This window comes from Deinococcus piscis, from assembly GCF_014653275.1.
Classification (GTDB): domain Bacteria; phylum Deinococcota; class Deinococci; order Deinococcales; family Deinococcaceae; genus Deinococcus; species Deinococcus piscis.
Genome location: NZ_BNAL01000018.1, coordinates 13,348 through 28,660 on the forward strand (window position 1 = coordinate 13,348; position 15,313 = coordinate 28,660).

The following is a 15,313-nucleotide window of genomic DNA, read 5'->3' on the forward strand; positions in this document are numbered from 1 at the left end:
GATGCTCCCATCACCCGCTCCCAGTGCTGGGTTAAGCTGGCCGCAACGTGACACAGCAACCTTCTGTCTATCTGCCACTGGCCCACCTGCGCCCGGCCCTGCTGCTCAGCCTGAGCCTGGGGCTCGGCACGGCGGGTGCCCAGTTCAGCCTCACCCCGGCTCCACAGACACCAGCAGCTCAGGCACCAGCGACTCAGGCACCGGCTGGGCCCACGCCCAACCTGTCGCTGAGCGCCACTCCGGTGCCGCAGTCGCTCGGGACGCCGCTGCTGGGCCAACCCACGCTGGCGGCGCCCGCCCTGGCCCCAGCCGCAGCTCCGGCAGCGGCCAACACTCCCGATTCCACCCAAATCCGGGGCCTGTGGGTGGACGGCTTTGGCCCCGGCCTCAAGACGGCGGCCCAAGTAAAGCAGATGGTGGACGACGCCGAGCGAATGAACATCAACGTGCTGCTGGTGCAGACGGTGCGCCGCGCCGACTGCTTTTGCCTCAAGTCCAGCTTGCCTGCCGTGACCGACAAAGACCTGCAACCAGGCTTTGACCCACTGGCCGAGGTCATCCGGCTCGCCAAGCCCAAGGGGATCAAAGTGATTGCCTGGGCCAGCGTGACCGGCATCGGCAACCTCAGCAACCTGAACACCAACCCGCAGCACGTCTACAAACTTCACGGCCCCCAGAGCAAGGACCCCTGGCTAGCGGTCCGCTCGGACGGCACCTGGCAAGAAGGCAACGACGCCTGGCTGGACCCGGCTATTCCAGCCGCCGCCAAGTACATCAGCGACGGGCTGCTGAGCGTGGTCAAGAACTACGACGTGGACGGTATTCAGCTGGACCGCATTCGCTATCCCGACAGCGGCGACTGGGGCTACTCGGCCCAGTCGCTTGCCCGCTACGCCCTGGAAACGGGCCGCAGGGGCAAGCCGGGCGCGGGCGATGAATACTTCAAAGCCTGGAAGCGTGACCAGGTGACCGGACTGGTCCGCCGCATCACGGTGCAGGCCAAAGCCATCCGGCCCGAGCTGTGGGTCAGCGCGGCGACCATCGTCTACGGCAGCCCACCTGCTCCCGGCGACGTCAAGGCCTTTCAGAGCACGGCGGCTTACCGCAATGTGATGCAGGACTGGCCCCGGTGGATGAATGAGGGCCTGCTGGACATCAACATGCCCATGAACTACAAGCGCGAAACGGTGCCGCAGCAGGTGCAGTGGTATGACGGCTGGAACCGCTTTGGCCGCAGTGTCCAGGGCCGGGGTCTGACCGCCAGCGGCTCCAGCATCTACCTGAATACTCCGCAGGACTCGGCAGCGCAGGCGCAGCGGGCGTTGCAAGCGGGCGTGGGCTGGGTGGGCTACTCCTACCGCACCCCGACCCTGGCCGTGTACGAGGACAAGCAAAAAGCCGAAGCAGGCCGCGAGGCCGTGCGTCAGGCCCTCGCCAAGACCGACCTAGCAAAGGCCGTGCGCTTTAGCGGCCCCCCACCCCACACCCGTGGCCTGATGGGCACCGTGGCCGGCCAAGACCGCCTGGGTGGCCTGAAAGTCGAGCTGCTGCAAGGCGAAAAGGTCGTGGCGACCAGCGTGACCGACGGCGGCGGCTTCTACGGGTTCATGAGCATTCCAGCGGGCGAAACCCGTATCCGGGTCAGTGGACAAGCCTGGAAAACCACGGTGCCGCAGCGGGGCGTCGCGCAGGTGCCCAACCTGGTGATTCGCCGGCTGTCCCCGGCCAGCGCACCCACGCCCAGCACTGCGCCCGCCCCCGGCACGCCCGGTGCCCCCAACCTGGCCCCGCCTACCCCGCAGGAACTCCAGCGCGGCAGCGAGACGCCCGGCTGAAGCTCGCCTATCCGCATCCCCTCTCCAGCTTCCCAGGTCTCCCCAGCGCGGGAGGCTTTTTTGGGCCAACCCTGCGCCGCCAAAGCCTCTACACTGACCACATGACACAGCCCCGCCCAGAAGGCATCGGCCCTGAGGATTTCCGCGCCACACTGGGGCGCTTTGCCAGCGGCGTGACCGTCATCACGGCGCGGGAAGCAGACGGCACTGTACATGGCATGACCGCCAGCGCTTTTGTGTCGGTGAGCCTCAATCCGCCGCTGATTCTGGTCTCGGTGGACCGCCGCGCCCACATGCATGCCACGCTGCTTGCGGAAAGCACCGAGCAGTTCGCGGTGAATATCTTGGCGCAGGACCAGGCACACCTCAGCAACCACTTCGCAGGTCGGCCCGGCCCCGAAGAAGCGGTGCCCTGGCGCGAACAAGCGGGCTTCCCGGTGCTGGGCGGCACCGTGGCCTCTTTGGTCTGCCGCAAATACCAGATGCTGGACGGCGGTGACCACACCCTGTTCGTGGGCCTTATCACGTCCACCGAGTACTCGGACAGGCCCCCACTGCTGTATTTCAGTGGCAAGTACGGGGCGCTGGCGGGCGACCCTCTTCTCTGAGCCGAGACATGGCCCTGTTCTAGACTGTTGCCCATGACCCGCCTCGCCATCATCGCCGACCTGCACGCCAACCTGGAAGCCACGTTGGCCGTGCACGCCGATATTCAGCGGCGCGGCATCGGGGAGATCTGGGTGCTGGGCGACCTGGTGGGCAAGGGGCCGCGCCCGCAAGCGGTGGTGGACTGGGTGCAGGCGCACGCGGCGCGGGTGATTCAGGGCAACTGGGACGCCCGCGTGGCTGGGGCCAGTCACCGCCCGCAGGACCTGTGGCCGCGCTCTCAGCTGCGCCCCGCCGACCTGAAGTACCTCGAAACCCTCCCCTTTGGGATTGAAGAAGCGTTTGGCGGACTGTGCTGGCGCTTTGTGCATGCCAGCAGCAGAGGCGTATTTCACAAGCTGTACCCGCACTCCAGCCTGTCTGAGCAGCTGGACAATTTCGCCCCGCAGCCCTCGCAGGGCCTGATGAACTACGCCGACGCCCTGGTGTTTGGGGACATTCACGAAACACTTCTGCTGGATGTCGAAGGCCGCCCACTGCTGAACTGCGGCTCGGTGGGCAATCCTCTGGACAGCGTGCTGCCCAGCTACCTGATTCTGGATTTCAGCGCCCCTGGCTACGCGGCCACCTTTGTGCGGGTGGCGTATGACCGCGCCGCCGAGGTCCGCGCCGCTGAGGAAAGCGGCATGCCTTTTGCGCGTGAGTATGTGGCCGAACTGATGACCGGGGCCTACCAGAAGCGCCGCGCCAAGAACTTGGAAGAGGATTAGGGCCTTTGCTGAGACCATTCGGGGCAAACTTCTGGCTGTGTGAATGGTCTCAGCGGGCCTGCGCGCGCGCTTTGGGGCGACCAGCCTGTAGGAACAAGGCCAGTCCCAGCAGCATCACCACCAGCCCAGCCCAGGCCAGCGCCCCTGGAAGTGGCGTGCCCAGCAGCAACACCCCACCCAGCAGCGCAAAGAGCACCTCGCTCGCCTGGGTGGCGTCCACGGCGGCCACTTCACCTGGGGTCTTGGCGTCGCCGCGTGCCTGCAAAAAGAGGCCAGTGGCAATCACGCCCGACAGCAGCGCCACCAGCGCTGTACTAAAGACCTGGGCCTGCTGCGGCGCACTCGGCAACAGCAACAACCCCAAAATCAGCCACAGCGGCATGGAGCCCAGCGTCATCAGCCAGATTCGGTGGAGTGAAAAGTTCAGCAGCGGGGTCGTGATGGCAGGCACCCAGCCCACCCAAGCGGGCCGCCGCGCTGCCTCCCCAGCTCCCGGAGGGCGGGCCGCCTGCCACACCAGCTGATTGCCCAGCGGATAGCAAAACGCCGCGAGCAACGCCGGGAGCGCCCCATACAGCAGGGCTTGCCCCAGGGGCTGCGCGGCCTGCTCGCCCCCGTGCGGCTGACCCAGGTTGGTCAGGCACACGCCCAAAAAGACCAGCAGCGACGCGCCGGTCACCTGGCGCGAGAAAGGCTGCCCGAACGCCGCCAGCACAATGAGGCTGGCCACCACGGTGAACTGGAACGTGGCCGCGACCACCCAGCCGCTGGCGTAGGCGGCACTGAAGCACAGCAGGGCGTAAAAGACCCCAAATCCCACACTGCCCGCCAGCGTCCAAAACAGCGGATGCTCCCAGAACACCCCCCAGAGCGCCCTGAGCCGTGCCAGTCCACCCTGCGCGAGCAGCACGGCACTCAGCATCAGCAGCACGAAGAAGTAACGCAAGCTGGCGGTCCAAAACCAATGTCCGCCCTGGGCACTCATCTGTTCGTTCAGCACAAAAGTGGCACTGAAAAATACGCTGGCGAGCAGACCAATGCCCAGCAGGCGCAGCATTTTAGGTGGCCTTGCCCGTCACAGGAGCCGCTGTCCCCTCCACCCGCCCTGCCAGGGTGCCAGGGTCGAACAGGCTGGCTCCCGGACCAAAGCGGGCCACCGTCGCGCGGTGCAGCAGCCAAAAAGCGATGCCTACCCCCAGCAGGCTGATGCCCATGCTGGGCAGGCGCATCAGGGCGTTGACTTCGGCCACCTGAGCATTGAACGCGTCGCTGCCAAACGTGGCCGTCACCCGCTGATAGTTGACAAAGGAGTTCACCAGCCCACTCACGATGTCTACGAGCGCAAACACCACCGTGGCGTTCGCAATGGCGCGGTGAATGGCCGGATCACCCAGGGCGCGCTGCATCAGCGAACGCTTCTCGGGGGTCTCGCTCAGGCTGGCCGTGTCCATAAAAATGCGGAACAGCGGCATCCGGGTGCCTGCACTGATCAGAAAGGCCAGGCCCAGCAGGTACGAGCGGGCGCTGTCCTTGACCGCGTACCAGAAGCCGTCCACGTACCAAAACGCCAGCGCACCGCCCACCAGTGCGCCCACGCCGCCCAGCAGCGCCACCGGACTGACATTGCGGTTCTTGAGCAGGTCCCAGGCCACGTACACCACCGGAATCAGCGCGGCAGCCAGGTAAGCGCGGATGTTGCCCTGCGTGCCCCCACCCAACTGGTCCGCCACCGAAAAGCCGCTGCCCAGCAGGTCAGGGCTCAACACGGCAATTGGAATCAGCAGCGTAAAAATCAGATCGCGGATGGTCTGCGGCACCGCACCCTGACCGGGCTTGCGAGCGGCAGAAGGCGGCTGGGGCGGTAAAGGCACGGAGGAGGGCTGGGGCATGATTGGACCCCACTATGCCACGGCGTGCCTGAGGAATCTGGCCTGCCAGAGTCTGACTCTGGTGATAGCCGCCGCGTTAGCCTGGGGGCGCTATGGACCTCACCCCTGCTCTGCTGCTCAACGCCCTAATGATTTTCGGTCTGCGCATTCTGGATGTGTCGCTGGGCACGCTGCGTATTGGCATGATCGTGCGCGGGCGCCGCAACCTGGCCGCCGTGCTCAGCTTCTTCGAGTCGCTGATCTGGCTCACGGCAGCGGCGCAGGTGCTCGGCAACCTGGAAAGTCCGGTGCAGTTCATAGCCTACGCGGGCGGCTACGCAGCGGGCACGCTGGTCGGGGCCTGGATTGAGCAGTGGCTGGCCGTGGGCAAGGTGGTGCTGCGCGCCTTCGTGCCGGTGAATGCCCCAGATGTGGCAGGGGCGCTCAGAAGCGCTGGGTACTATGTCACGGCACTGAACGGCTCAGGCCGCGACGGCGACGTGCGCATTCTGTTTAGCGTGATTCCGCGCCGGGCCTCAGGCAAGGTGCTGCGCCTGATTGAAGAGGTCTACCCCAAGGCGTTCGTGACGATTGAGGAGGTCAGCACCGCCGACTTGCAAGAAGCTTCGGTGCGCCAAGAACGCATGGCACGCCGCTTTCGCATGAACCGCAAATAGAGCTTGGCTGCCGGCTGCCCCCCCTGAAAGGTCAGCCTTTTCTCAATCTCTACCGGGCCTCCTTTCACCCGCCTCTGCGGGAAGCCGCCTAGTCTGAAGGCACATCACCCCAAGGAGGAATCACTATGTTTGAAGAACTGAAGCGAGAACTGCACGAAAAAATGGCGTCCCTGAACTCTGCTGCCCAGAGTGGCACTGCCCAGTCGGGCCAGGGTCATGATCCCCGCGACACCAACAACGACGGCGTGGTCAGTGCCCAGGAAGCCGCCGCCTATGTGCGTGACTACCTGCAGAGCGCCAGCCCCGAAGAGCGCGAGCGTCTGATGAAGGGCTACGTGGGCCAGCTGTCCCCCGAAGACCGCCGTCAGATGGGTGACGCCATTGTGCGGAGCCCCAGCAACCCCGTGCAGCAAGTGAACGCTGACGATGACCGCGACCTGATTGATGCCTACACCAAAGCAGCTCAGGCTCCCGACCAGAACGGCAAAAGCCCGCTGGAAGCCGCTTTCGCTGAAGGTGGCGCATTGAGCAGCCCGCTCGCCAAAGCTGGCCTGGTGGGCCTGGCTGCCGTTATCGGCTCCTCCGTGCTGCAAGGCGGACGCCGCTAAGCTGTAGCGTCTCCCCGCTTGCACAGCCCTGCGCCTCAGCGTGCGGGGCTTTTTTGTGGTTCTTGTTCTGGTCCATCTTCTCTGGTGGCTCCTTTTTGGTGTTTGCAGCGCAGGACCAGCGAAGCGAAGCAGAGTACACTCAGGACACAGATGCCGCTCGAGTTCCTCACGCAGATTGCCCAGACTCCGGCCCCCACCTTTCAAGAAGGTGCGCGGGCCGACCTGATGGCCCGGCTCTGGAGCGAGTTGGGCTACGCCCCCGTGCGCGATGAAGTGGGCAACGTGCTGGTCCGCATTGCCCCGCGCAGCCCGGCTCTGGACCACCCTGGTTTGGACGCGCGCAGGCCGCTGCTGCTGGCCTCGCACCTGGACACGGTGTTTCCGCCCCAAACTGATGTTCAAGTCCGGACCGGGCCAGGCCGCTGGTTCGGCCCTGGCCTGGGTGACAATTCCTCCAGCCTCGCTGTGCTGACGGCCCTGCTGCGCGACCTGGACCCGTCAGCACTGACTGCGCCCCTGTGGGTGGCGGCCAACGTGGCCGAAGAGGGCCTGGGCGATCTGCGTGGGGCCAAGCACCTGCTGGCCCAGCATGCGCATGAACTGGGCGCGTTCGTGGCGGTGGACGGCTACCTGGGGTCAGCGGTCACGCAGGCGGTGGGCGTGCGGCGTTATCAGGCGCACTTCAGTGGTCCGGGAGGCCACTCCTGGGGCGAGGCGGTACCCAGCGCGGTACATGCGTTGGGCACCGCCATCACTGCCCTGTACGCCCTCCCGCTGCCGTCCCGGCCCCGCACCACGCTAAATGTGGGCGTGATTGAGGGTGGAAGCACCGTCAACTCCATCGCAGCCACGGCTTCACTGCTGCTGGACCTGCGCTCCTTGGGCAGCACAGAGCTGGAGCAACTGGACCGCCAAGCCGTTGATGCCCTGCACGCAGCGGCGCAGCAAGTCGGCGTCCGCCTGGACCTGGAGCGGGTGGGGGACCGGCCCGGAGGCACCCTGAATACAGCCGAGCTGCTGCCGATGGCCCAAGCGGCAGCCCAGGCGGTAGGGCTAGACCTGCGCACTGCCGCCAGCTCCACCGACGCCAACGCAGCGGCTCCCTACGGCCTGCCTGCCCTGGCCGTAGGGGTCTACCGGGGCGGCCACGCCCACCGCGAGGACGAATGGGTGGACCCCCGCAGCCACGCCCAGGGGCTGGCTTTCTTGCAGGGCCTCGTCGCGAACTACCAGCGCTAGGCGGGGGGCATCTGGCTATGATGCGGGCTGGTACAGCTGCGCCCGCAGAATGAGGGCCACATGCTGAGCAGGGCAGCTTTCAGGTCAGCGGAATCACATTCAGGTCGCCGGTCTGCACGTCTCCATCAATGGTCAGCACTTCCAGGCGGCACGGCAGGTCGTCGCGGCCCAACTCGCGGGTCAAATACTCCAGGGCGGCGCGGTGCATCAGGGCCAGTTTGCGTGGGGTGACACTCTCGGCAGCGCTGCCATAGCGGTCCGCTCGGCGGTGGCGCACCTCGGTAAAGACCAGCGTGGTGCCGTCGCGCGTGACCAGGTCAATCTCGCCTCCGGGAATGCGGTAGTTGCGGCTGAGGACCTCGCGGCCCTGCGCAGCCAAAAACTGGGCGGCCCGCTCCTCAGCGTCTGCGCCCTTCACGGCCCGTCCTGCGGTTGCTGCGCCGGGGCAGGCGCGTGCCCCAATTCTCTGAGCACCATGCGGTAAAGTGCCGCCCCCTGCCGCCCAACTTCAGACAGCGGCGTTCCCTGCGGCAAGCGGCTGTCAGCCACCGCCAGCGCTTCGGCCAGGACTGCGGGGTGCAGCGGCCAGGGAGCCGTGGCGGATTCCTCACTGGTCAGGCCCGGTGTGGGCGGCTGCCCCGGCATCACTTCCTGCAGGGCCTGCTGGGCGGCGCGGCGCTCTGCCTCCCGGCGGCTGCGGCCCTCGCCGTAGCCCAGCCGCTGCCCATCACACCAGACCTCTGCCATGAAGCTGGGCGCGTGGGCGGGGCCGCTGCCGTCCACGCGGAACTCAGGATTCAGGTGCTGCGCAGCCAACGCGGCAATCAGCTCGCCTTTGGGGTTATCGGCCATAGGCTCAGGATACCGGCCCCCGCCTACATGACCACCGGATTCGCTTCAGTTAGGGGCGGAAGCCGGCATGGACACGCTCCACATTCCGGCGAAATTCGCCAGCTGGGTGTCAGTCCCCGGCGTGGCGTAGGCGCTGATACTGCCGTCCAGGTACAGCGCGTCGGGGCAGCGCAGGGTGTCGCGGAAAAAGACCGCAAACGCGTAAAAATTCACGGGCGCGTTGCTGATTGCGAACCGCACCCGGCCATCACTGCACACGCCTACGCCGCTGCGCAGCTTGAACGAGGTGCTCTTGGGGTCAAACGAGGGATGAACCTGGCCGCGCCGCAGCAGCAATGGCCCTGACTGCGTGGCGTACTGGGGGTTCAGCTTCTGGGCCACGTATTCGCCTGTCTCGCTGACCCCGGCTTTGGTGCCACTCACCCAGAACACACCGTTGGGCAGCAGGGCAAAGTTGCCGCCTGTACGAGCAAAGTTCAGCGGCACCAGTGCCCGGCCACCTTCCACATGCAGGCCCAGCGGCTTGTAGCCCGGCGCGTAGATGCCACTGTTGGTCAGAAACAGGGCGCGGTCCCCTTCTTTGCGCAGGCGCTCACGCAATTGCCCGAATGTCTGGTACGGCTGCCCCGTGGTCGGGTTGATCCAGTGCAGCCGCAGGGTGTCGCGGCTCAGGTCCACCGTTGCCACGGTGTAGGTGCTCAGGCCGCCGCGAATCTGCTGCAACGTCAGCGCCTGCGCGGGGGAACTGAGAAGCAGGCCCACAGCCAGGGCACCAGAGAGCCCCCGGGCCAGAGCCGAGGCCTGCTGGAGTGGTCGTCTCATTTGCATTGGGTTCATCATGACAGGCAGCGGCGGAACAGGACATGAAAGTGACGTGAGGGTGGCGGTTATGGCCTCTGGTCGGGGCTTGCACGCTGCGGGGGGCTGTGTTACTATTCCTTTCGCGCCTGCAAAGGCCGGCCACATATTCGGCAGTAGCTCAGTGGCAGAGCATCCGACTGTTAATCGGACGGTCGTTGGTTCGACCCCAACCTGCCGAGCCATCAAAGAAAGCCCCTGCTTCGGCGGGGGCTTTTTCATTGGTTCTACGGCTTTATGCCGGCTAGACCTGCGCAGGCCAGACTCAGTCGCGCCGCCCCAGCCCACCAATCAGCGAGATGCGCTGCTCCGCCATCATGCGGGCCACAGTATGGACCGGCTGCGCCGAGTGCCGCGCCACTTCACAGATGCGCGAGACATTCTGATACACCTGCTCCGCCGCTTCTTCTTTGCCGCAGCTGTGGGCCGCTGCAATCAGGCCCGCACTGTTGATGGCGAAATCGGGAATGTATACGATGCCAGCCTCGCGCACGGCATTCTCACCTGCACGGGTCAGCGGGTGATGCTCGCCCCCGGCAATCATGCGGCACTGCAAGCGGGGCACCGCCTGAAGGGCAATGCTGCTGCCACCCGAACAGGGCGCAAAAATGTCGCATGGCGCTTCCAGAATATCGGCTGGCTCCATCGCGGTGGCTCCGAAATCCTCGACCAGTTCCTGCACCACGGCGGGGCGGGGGTCCGCCACAATCAGGCGGGCCCCTTCGCGGTGCAGATGTTCGGCCAGTTCGCGGCCCATCGCGCCTAGCCCATAGATGGCGATCCGTACCCCACGCAGGCTTTCGTTGTCCAGCACGTATTTGGCGGCGGCTTTCATGCCCCGGTACACGCCATAGCCGGTCACGCGGCTGGTGTCGGTATGCTGCCCCAGCGTGCCAGGGGTTTCCTGCGCCACGAACGAAATATCGCGCGCAGTCACACCGATGTCTTCGGTCAGAATCACCCGGCTGCTCAGCGGACGCAGTTCGCGGCCCAGAGCACGGAACAGCGCTTCGCGGGCGTGCGGCTCCGTCTTGGAAATGAGCAGGTCACCGTCACCGGGCATGATGACGCAGGCGCCGCCACCATAATTGAGTCCTGCCAGCGCCGATTTGAGCGTCAGGCTCTCGCTGAGGTCCAGGGCTGAGCGCACCAGGGATTCCTCATCCAGCTGACGCAGGCGCACGCCCGCGATGGCTGGGCCGAGCACAGTGGAGTGCACGGCCAGCACGGCCCGTAGGCCAGTCAGGGGGTGCTGAATCAGCGACAGCGATTCGTGGCCACGGGTCTGAAGTTCGTCGAAAATCAGCATGGCACTGCGCCCTTGCAGAAGTGGGGGTGTGAGAGGCACGTCATAGAGGCAAGATATACTGCCCGCTAAGAACCTAATAGGTGTCCAGGTCCTGGTGCCAGGCGGAGTGCGGCTCTCCACGCGCAGCAGCGGCCAGCGCTCCGCTCCCGCAGCTGGGCTCCAGCACTTGCCAGTCTTCCGCCCCGCCAGTTCATGTTCTCAGTCCACCATAGTTATGCGCGGCTCCCAGTCAGGCCGCTGCTCCGAGGTCAAGATGAATCCAGTTCTGTCCCGAATTCCGGTCAAGATGCTTGGGGACGTGCTTTCTACACGTGCCCTGGAACGCATCATCCAAGACGCTGCGCAGGAGCGGCGCATTCATCCGGCGCAGCTGGACGCCCAGGCGCTAGAGAGCGTTCTGAAAAAAGAAATCTACCGCCGCCTTCAGACGACCATGCCCGCCCAGATGGCCAAAAAGCGAGTGCTGGATGTGCTGGCCGAAGTGCAGCGGGTAGCTGCCGAGGTCGGCACTGTAGATTACGTGCCGGTGGACCTCAGCGGACTGGAAGAAGGTGTCCGCCGCTTTACGCTGTACTTTGACTGGCCCGAGTCGCAGCGCCTGCGCGGCGTGCTGAGCATGGCCCGCCAGGAAGAATCGGTGGGGAACGACGTGTCGGCCCTGCTGCAAGAAGGCGAAAGCCTGATTGAGCAAATGGACCGACGCCTGGCCGAAGGGCTGGTGCTCCAAGGCCAGGATTTGGCCGAGCTACAAGCCTCTTTCGAGCGGATCAGTGCAGTGGGCGGGCGCGAGGTGCGCCGACTGGAAACCCTGCTGGAACAGGTCGCAGACGCCCAGAAGCAGGGCATGCTGCTGCCCGGCGAAGTCGAGCGAGCCCGTACCATCAGCCTGAAGCTGCGCCGTCAGGTGGAATCGTCGGTGGTACAGAGCAATCCTGGTGAAACCACCCCCGACCCCGCTGCCGAAGCCAAAATTCGTGCGTTGGAACTGGAGCATATGGGCCGCCGCCTGGGCGATGTGCTGGCCGAATTTGGCCCCCTGATCAGTGTCCGCCCTGAACTGGAAGCCCACGCCGCTGCGCTGAGTGACGCGCTGGCCTCCGGCGCCCTGACCGAGCAGGCCGTGGCCGAATGGCAGCAGAGTCTGAACGACCAGCGCTCGCAGCTGCGTGAGGAACAGCTGGCACAGCTGGGAGAACTGGAGTCCCAGCTCTCCCAGCTGCCACCCGGCGAGGAAACCGACAAGGCCCGCGTGATGCTGGGCCTGGCACGGCACACCCTGGAAGAAGGCGGCCTGGCCGTCAGCGAGCTGCGCGACCTCGACCTGACGGTGCAGGCCCTGCAAAGCTCGCCAGGCGGAGCCAGCGAAACCCTGCGCCAGCAGCGCGAGCTGTCCGAGTTGGAGCGCAGCGCACGCGCTGTGGCCGGTGCCGCTGAAGAACTGGCCCCTCAGATCTCCCAAGCCCGCGAGGCCCTGATGCGCGGCGAAGACGTGGATATTGACAGCCTGTACAGCGTGCTGGAGCGCCGCATGGGACAGGCTGCGCAGGAACGCGAGGAACTGAACGCCCGCGCTGACCATGTGGTGCAGGAATACGACACTGTGCGTGACCTGGCAGGCGAAACCATTCAGAAACTGGGCCGCCTGGCGGACACACTGCGGGCCCAGCGCCGCTTGGGACAGCTTTCCGCCCAGGCCCGCGAACGCTACGTGCAGACGCTCACCGAAGCCGAGGCCCTGTTGGATGAGGCCCACGCCGAGCACCAGGCCGCCCAGGAAGTCACCGCCAGCTTTGGCGAGGACGCACTGAGCGACCTTCTGGGCATCTTTGACCTGGAAGGCACCGAAGACAGCGCCGCCAGCGACCTGTTCGAGATAGACGCCAATGAACCCGAGCCGGGCAGCGACCTTCTGGTTGATGAACATTCGCAGGTCACAGCGCCCAGCGAGACGTCAGCCAGCGACGCCCCAGCCAACGCCGCAGAAAGCGGCTTTAACCCCTTCGCTTTTTTGCCGGGTGCCGCCCCCGCTGAGGACACGTCCAGCAAAGCCGCCTTGCACGCAGAGGCGGACGACTCCTCCCCAGCTATGTCCATCACTGAGCCCCCCATGACTGAGCCAGAGCACCTGCCAGAGCACGCCTGGCTGATAACCCACGGCCAACGGCAGGCAGGCTCACCGGACTACACTGCCGAGCGGCTGGCTCCGCTGCTGGAAAGTGCCGCTGAGCTGGGCATCACCCGGCTCCGCTTTGAGGACAGCGACTGGAGCTGGAGTGCGCGCCGCAGCGCCGCAGGCACCTGGCGGCTGGCGCGCGCCGCCGACGCAGCCACGCTAGAGCTGAACCACGGAGCCTGGCTCAAGCAGGACTGAGTTCATTCCCAACACGGGCAGCGCGGACTCCGCACGGGGGAGTCACGCGCTGCTTGCCGTTCAGATGCCTGCTGGCGTCAGCTCATATGGAGTGCGGTTGCAGCCCTCAGATACGCACCGTCACGCGGGCACCGTCATCTTCGAGGTGAACCGTGTCAATAAACCGCACTACACGCGTGGCGTGTCCCATCACCAGGGTGTGAGTGCGGGCCCCACCGCCGAAGCGGCGCACCCCATACAGCAGGTCTCCGCTGGTAATGCCGGTGGCGCTGAAGACGATTTCGTTGCCGGGAGCCAGCTCGTGGGTCTTATAAATCCGGCCTTCTTCCACGCCCATCTGCCGGAAGCGCTCACGCTGAGCGTCATCCTCCGCAATGAATTTGCCCTGAATGTGGCCGCCCAGGCACTTCATGGCTGCGGCGCTTAGCACACCTTCAGGAGCGCCGCCCGAGCCCATCAGGCAGTGTACGCCGCTGCCCCGCACCGCCACCGCCAGGCTGGCAATCACGTCGCCGTCACCAATCAACTTGACGCGGGCACCAGCTTCACGAATCTGACGGATGTGGTCGGCGTGCCGCTCACGGTCCAGAATGGTGACCAGCAGGTCATCCACATCGCGCTCCAGCGACTCGGCAATGATTCGCAGGTTCTCAGCAATGGAGTAGTCCAAGCTGACTTTGTTGGCGGCAGGTGGGGGCACCACCAGTTTCTCCATGTAGCAGTCGGGCGCGTGCATCAGGCCGCCCTTCTCGCTCAGGGCAATCACGGCGATGCCGTTGGGCAGGCCCTTGGCCGTCACAGTGGTGCCCTCGACAGGGTCCACAGCGATATCCACTTCATACTCGCCCTGGCCCAGCTTCTCACCGATATACAGCATCGGCGCTTCGTCCATCTCGCCTTCGCCAATGACAACGGTGCCCCGGATGTTCAGGCTGCCCAGCACCTCGCGCATGGCGGTGGTCCCCGCACCGTCAACCGCGTTCTTGTCGCCCATGCCCACCCAGCTGCTGGCCGCCAGCGCCGCTGCCTCCGTCACGCGGGCCGTCTCCAACACCAGGGCATGCTCAAACTTCTGAGAGCGGAGTTCCGCCTCGCTCGGATTGTTGTTCATACTTCAAAATTAGCACGCCACAACAGCGTGAAAATGCCCCATCACTTCGCCCATCGCCGCGGAGCACTGCGCCACTTAATGCAGGATGCCAGCCCAGACCAACAGTGCCCATAGCAGCACCGGCACCGCCAGCGAAAGCACGGTCAGTTTGAGGAGGCGCCACCAATCATTGAGCCATTCGGACATGCCTCCATGGTAGGCCAGTGTGATGAAGATTCGCTCAAGGCTCTGGCTCGGTCATCGCCTCAGATGGGCAAACGGTGAGCCGACCAAAGCCTAAACTCATGTCATGAAAAAAGTGAGCTTGGCAGTAGTCGCCGCCGCGATGACCGCTACTCTGACCGCTTGCCCAGGTCCAGGTGCGCGCGTGCCGGAGAGTCCTCAACCCAGTGAACTGAGCGGCACGGTCAGCTTGCTCAAGGTGCAGCCAGATGGCGAGAAGGTCAAGCTTGAAAAAGTCGCCTGGAACTTGGGCGAACAGCAGGTAAATCTGGCCCTCCTGAGTGACAAGACCGACCTCAGCAACACCGACACAGCACTGGCTCCTGTGGCAACCGGCACGGTGAGCGCGGGTGGACAGCTGTCGCTCAAGCTGCCCCAGACGGTGGACGCGGGGCTGCTGTCCGGCAACCTGTGGACCGATGCAAGCGGCTGGGACAACATGCTGGGCAGCAACTGCACTGGCAATCAGCCCACTGTGAGCGACCCGGCAGCGCAGGTCGGCCTGGGCACACTGCTGGTCGGAACCCAGCCGCAGGGACTGCTGCTGGCTGGCCCGGAGCCGGTGTTCACCTACGAGAACCTGAAGTTCAGCGGCTCGGCGCAGGCTGGCACGGTGATGTACGCTGACCGCGCTACCACAGTCCGCAGCACGGTAAGCTGCACCTATAACACCTCGGACAGCGACACCAGTGCCGACGACGTGCGCTTTACCTATAGCGTCAATCTGAACCTCAAGCGCGGCTGGAATTCGGTGGTGGTGCGTGGGCAGGGTCAGGGCCAGCAGCAAAGCGGCACCCCGCCGCTCTTCAGTGCCAATGCCACGCTCAGCCTGGTCAGCGAGAAATTGCCCGCCGCCTGGATGCTGCCCGTGCTGCCCCAGGGCGCAGAAGGCCCGGGCAGCGCCCTTCCCCTGGGCCTGAACACTCTGCGCTGAACCCCGCGTTCCCTGCCCGCAGAGCCGCCTCCGGTCAGGAAGCGGCCCTACGC

15 protein-coding genes and 1 tRNA gene are annotated in these 15,313 nt (G+C 65.4%); 9 read left to right on the forward strand and 7 right to left on the reverse strand.

All coding sequences use genetic code 11. The features are described 5' to 3' along the window. Positions 1-47 precede the first annotated feature (47 nt). The 3 genes from IE158_RS07895 to IE158_RS07905 all read left to right on the forward strand — a co-directional run bounded on the left by IE158_RS07895 (position 48) and on the right by IE158_RS07905 (position 3,211). Positions 48-1,835 (forward strand): glycoside hydrolase family 10-like protein, encoded by a 1,788-nt coding sequence (locus IE158_RS07895; protein ID WP_229838995.1) that lies wholly within the window; start codon positions 48-50, stop codon positions 1,833-1,835. A gap of 101 nt (positions 1,836-1,936) precedes the next feature. Then, positions 1,937-2,443: a flavin reductase family protein gene (locus tag IE158_RS07900; RefSeq protein ID WP_189643121.1), complete on the forward strand. Its 507-nt coding sequence runs from the start codon at positions 1,937-1,939 to the stop codon at positions 2,441-2,443. Between the two features lie 33 nt (positions 2,444-2,476). Further along, positions 2,477-3,211, forward strand: a complete 735-nt coding sequence (locus tag IE158_RS07905; RefSeq protein ID WP_189643122.1) for a metallophosphoesterase family protein — start codon at positions 2,477-2,479, stop codon at positions 3,209-3,211. 49 nt (positions 3,212-3,260) lie between these two features. Here the strand turns inward: IE158_RS07905 and IE158_RS07910 are convergent, their stop codons facing one another. Together IE158_RS07910 and IE158_RS07915 are read right to left on the reverse strand one after the other, a co-directional pair. Next, positions 3,261-4,268, reverse strand: coding sequence for a multidrug resistance efflux transporter family protein (locus IE158_RS07910; protein ID WP_189643123.1), 1,008 nt, complete (start codon positions 4,266-4,268; stop codon positions 3,261-3,263). A gap of 1 nt (position 4,269) precedes the next feature. Then, entirely contained in the window at positions 4,270-5,100 is an 831-nt protein-coding gene (locus IE158_RS07915; RefSeq protein ID WP_189643124.1) for a VC0807 family protein, read from the reverse strand. Between the two features lie 92 nt (positions 5,101-5,192). Here IE158_RS07915 and IE158_RS07920 point away from each other — a divergent pair, with 92 nt between their 5' ends. From IE158_RS07920 to IE158_RS07930, 3 genes are all read left to right on the forward strand, one after another. After that, entirely contained in the window at positions 5,193-5,756 is a 564-nt protein-coding gene (locus IE158_RS07920) for a DUF2179 domain-containing protein (RefSeq protein ID WP_189643125.1), read from the forward strand. Between the two features lie 125 nt (positions 5,757-5,881). Further along, positions 5,882-6,364, forward strand: a complete 483-nt coding sequence (locus IE158_RS07925; RefSeq protein ID WP_189643126.1) for a hypothetical protein — start codon at positions 5,882-5,884, stop codon at positions 6,362-6,364. 150 nt (positions 6,365-6,514) lie between these two features. Beyond that, the gene (locus IE158_RS07930; protein ID WP_189643127.1) at positions 6,515-7,603 is read left to right on the forward strand and encodes a M20/M25/M40 family metallo-hydrolase; all 1,089 of its coding nucleotides are present in this window, start codon (positions 6,515-6,517) and stop codon (positions 7,601-7,603) included. A 79-nt stretch (positions 7,604-7,682) separates the two neighbouring features. On the opposite strand, the gene IE158_RS07935 is transcribed toward IE158_RS07930, so the two are convergent. The 3 genes from IE158_RS07935 to IE158_RS07945 are packed head-to-tail and all read right to left on the reverse strand — an operon-like array spanning position 7,683 to position 9,277. Beyond that, positions 7,683-8,021, reverse strand: a complete 339-nt coding sequence (locus IE158_RS07935; protein ID WP_189643128.1) for a YraN family protein — start codon at positions 8,019-8,021, stop codon at positions 7,683-7,685. Then, the gene (locus IE158_RS07940; protein ID WP_189643129.1) at positions 8,018-8,455 is read right to left on the reverse strand and encodes a putative dsRNA-binding protein; all 438 of its coding nucleotides are present in this window, start codon (positions 8,453-8,455) and stop codon (positions 8,018-8,020) included. The genes IE158_RS07935 and IE158_RS07940 overlap by 4 nt, the downstream gene beginning before the upstream one ends. Positions 8,456-8,500: 45 nt before the next feature. After that, the gene (locus IE158_RS07945) at positions 8,501-9,277 is read right to left on the reverse strand and encodes a phosphodiester glycosidase family protein (RefSeq protein ID WP_229838996.1); all 777 of its coding nucleotides are present in this window, start codon (positions 9,275-9,277) and stop codon (positions 8,501-8,503) included. A gap of 146 nt (positions 9,278-9,423) precedes the next feature. Here IE158_RS07945 and IE158_RS07950 point away from each other — a divergent pair. Then, positions 9,424-9,498 (forward strand) — tRNA-Asn (locus IE158_RS07950). Between the two features lie 80 nt (positions 9,499-9,578). Here the strand turns inward: IE158_RS07950 and IE158_RS07955 are convergent. Further along, positions 9,579-10,622, reverse strand: a complete 1,044-nt coding sequence (locus tag IE158_RS07955) for a Glu/Leu/Phe/Val dehydrogenase family protein (RefSeq protein ID WP_189643131.1) — start codon at positions 10,620-10,622, stop codon at positions 9,579-9,581. Positions 10,623-10,836: 214 nt separating this feature from the next. Between IE158_RS07955 and IE158_RS07960 the strand changes: the two genes are divergently transcribed. Further along, complete coding sequence (locus IE158_RS07960) at positions 10,837-12,993, forward strand: coiled-coil domain-containing protein (RefSeq protein WP_229838997.1); 2,157 nt, start codon at positions 10,837-10,839, stop codon at positions 12,991-12,993. 106 nt (positions 12,994-13,099) lie between these two features. Here IE158_RS07960 and glpX read toward each other — a convergent pair whose 3' ends face one another. After that, on the reverse strand, positions 13,100-14,104 hold the full coding sequence (gene glpX, locus IE158_RS07965) for a class II fructose-bisphosphatase (RefSeq protein ID WP_189643133.1): 1,005 nt from the start codon (positions 14,102-14,104) through the stop codon (positions 13,100-13,102). 289 nt (positions 14,105-14,393) lie between these two features. Between glpX and IE158_RS07970 the strand changes: the two genes are divergently transcribed. Next, a complete protein-coding gene (locus tag IE158_RS07970; protein WP_189643134.1) occupies positions 14,394-15,260 on the forward strand; it encodes a hypothetical protein in 867 nt (288 codons plus the stop codon). The last annotated feature ends 53 nt before the right edge of the window (positions 15,261-15,313 follow it).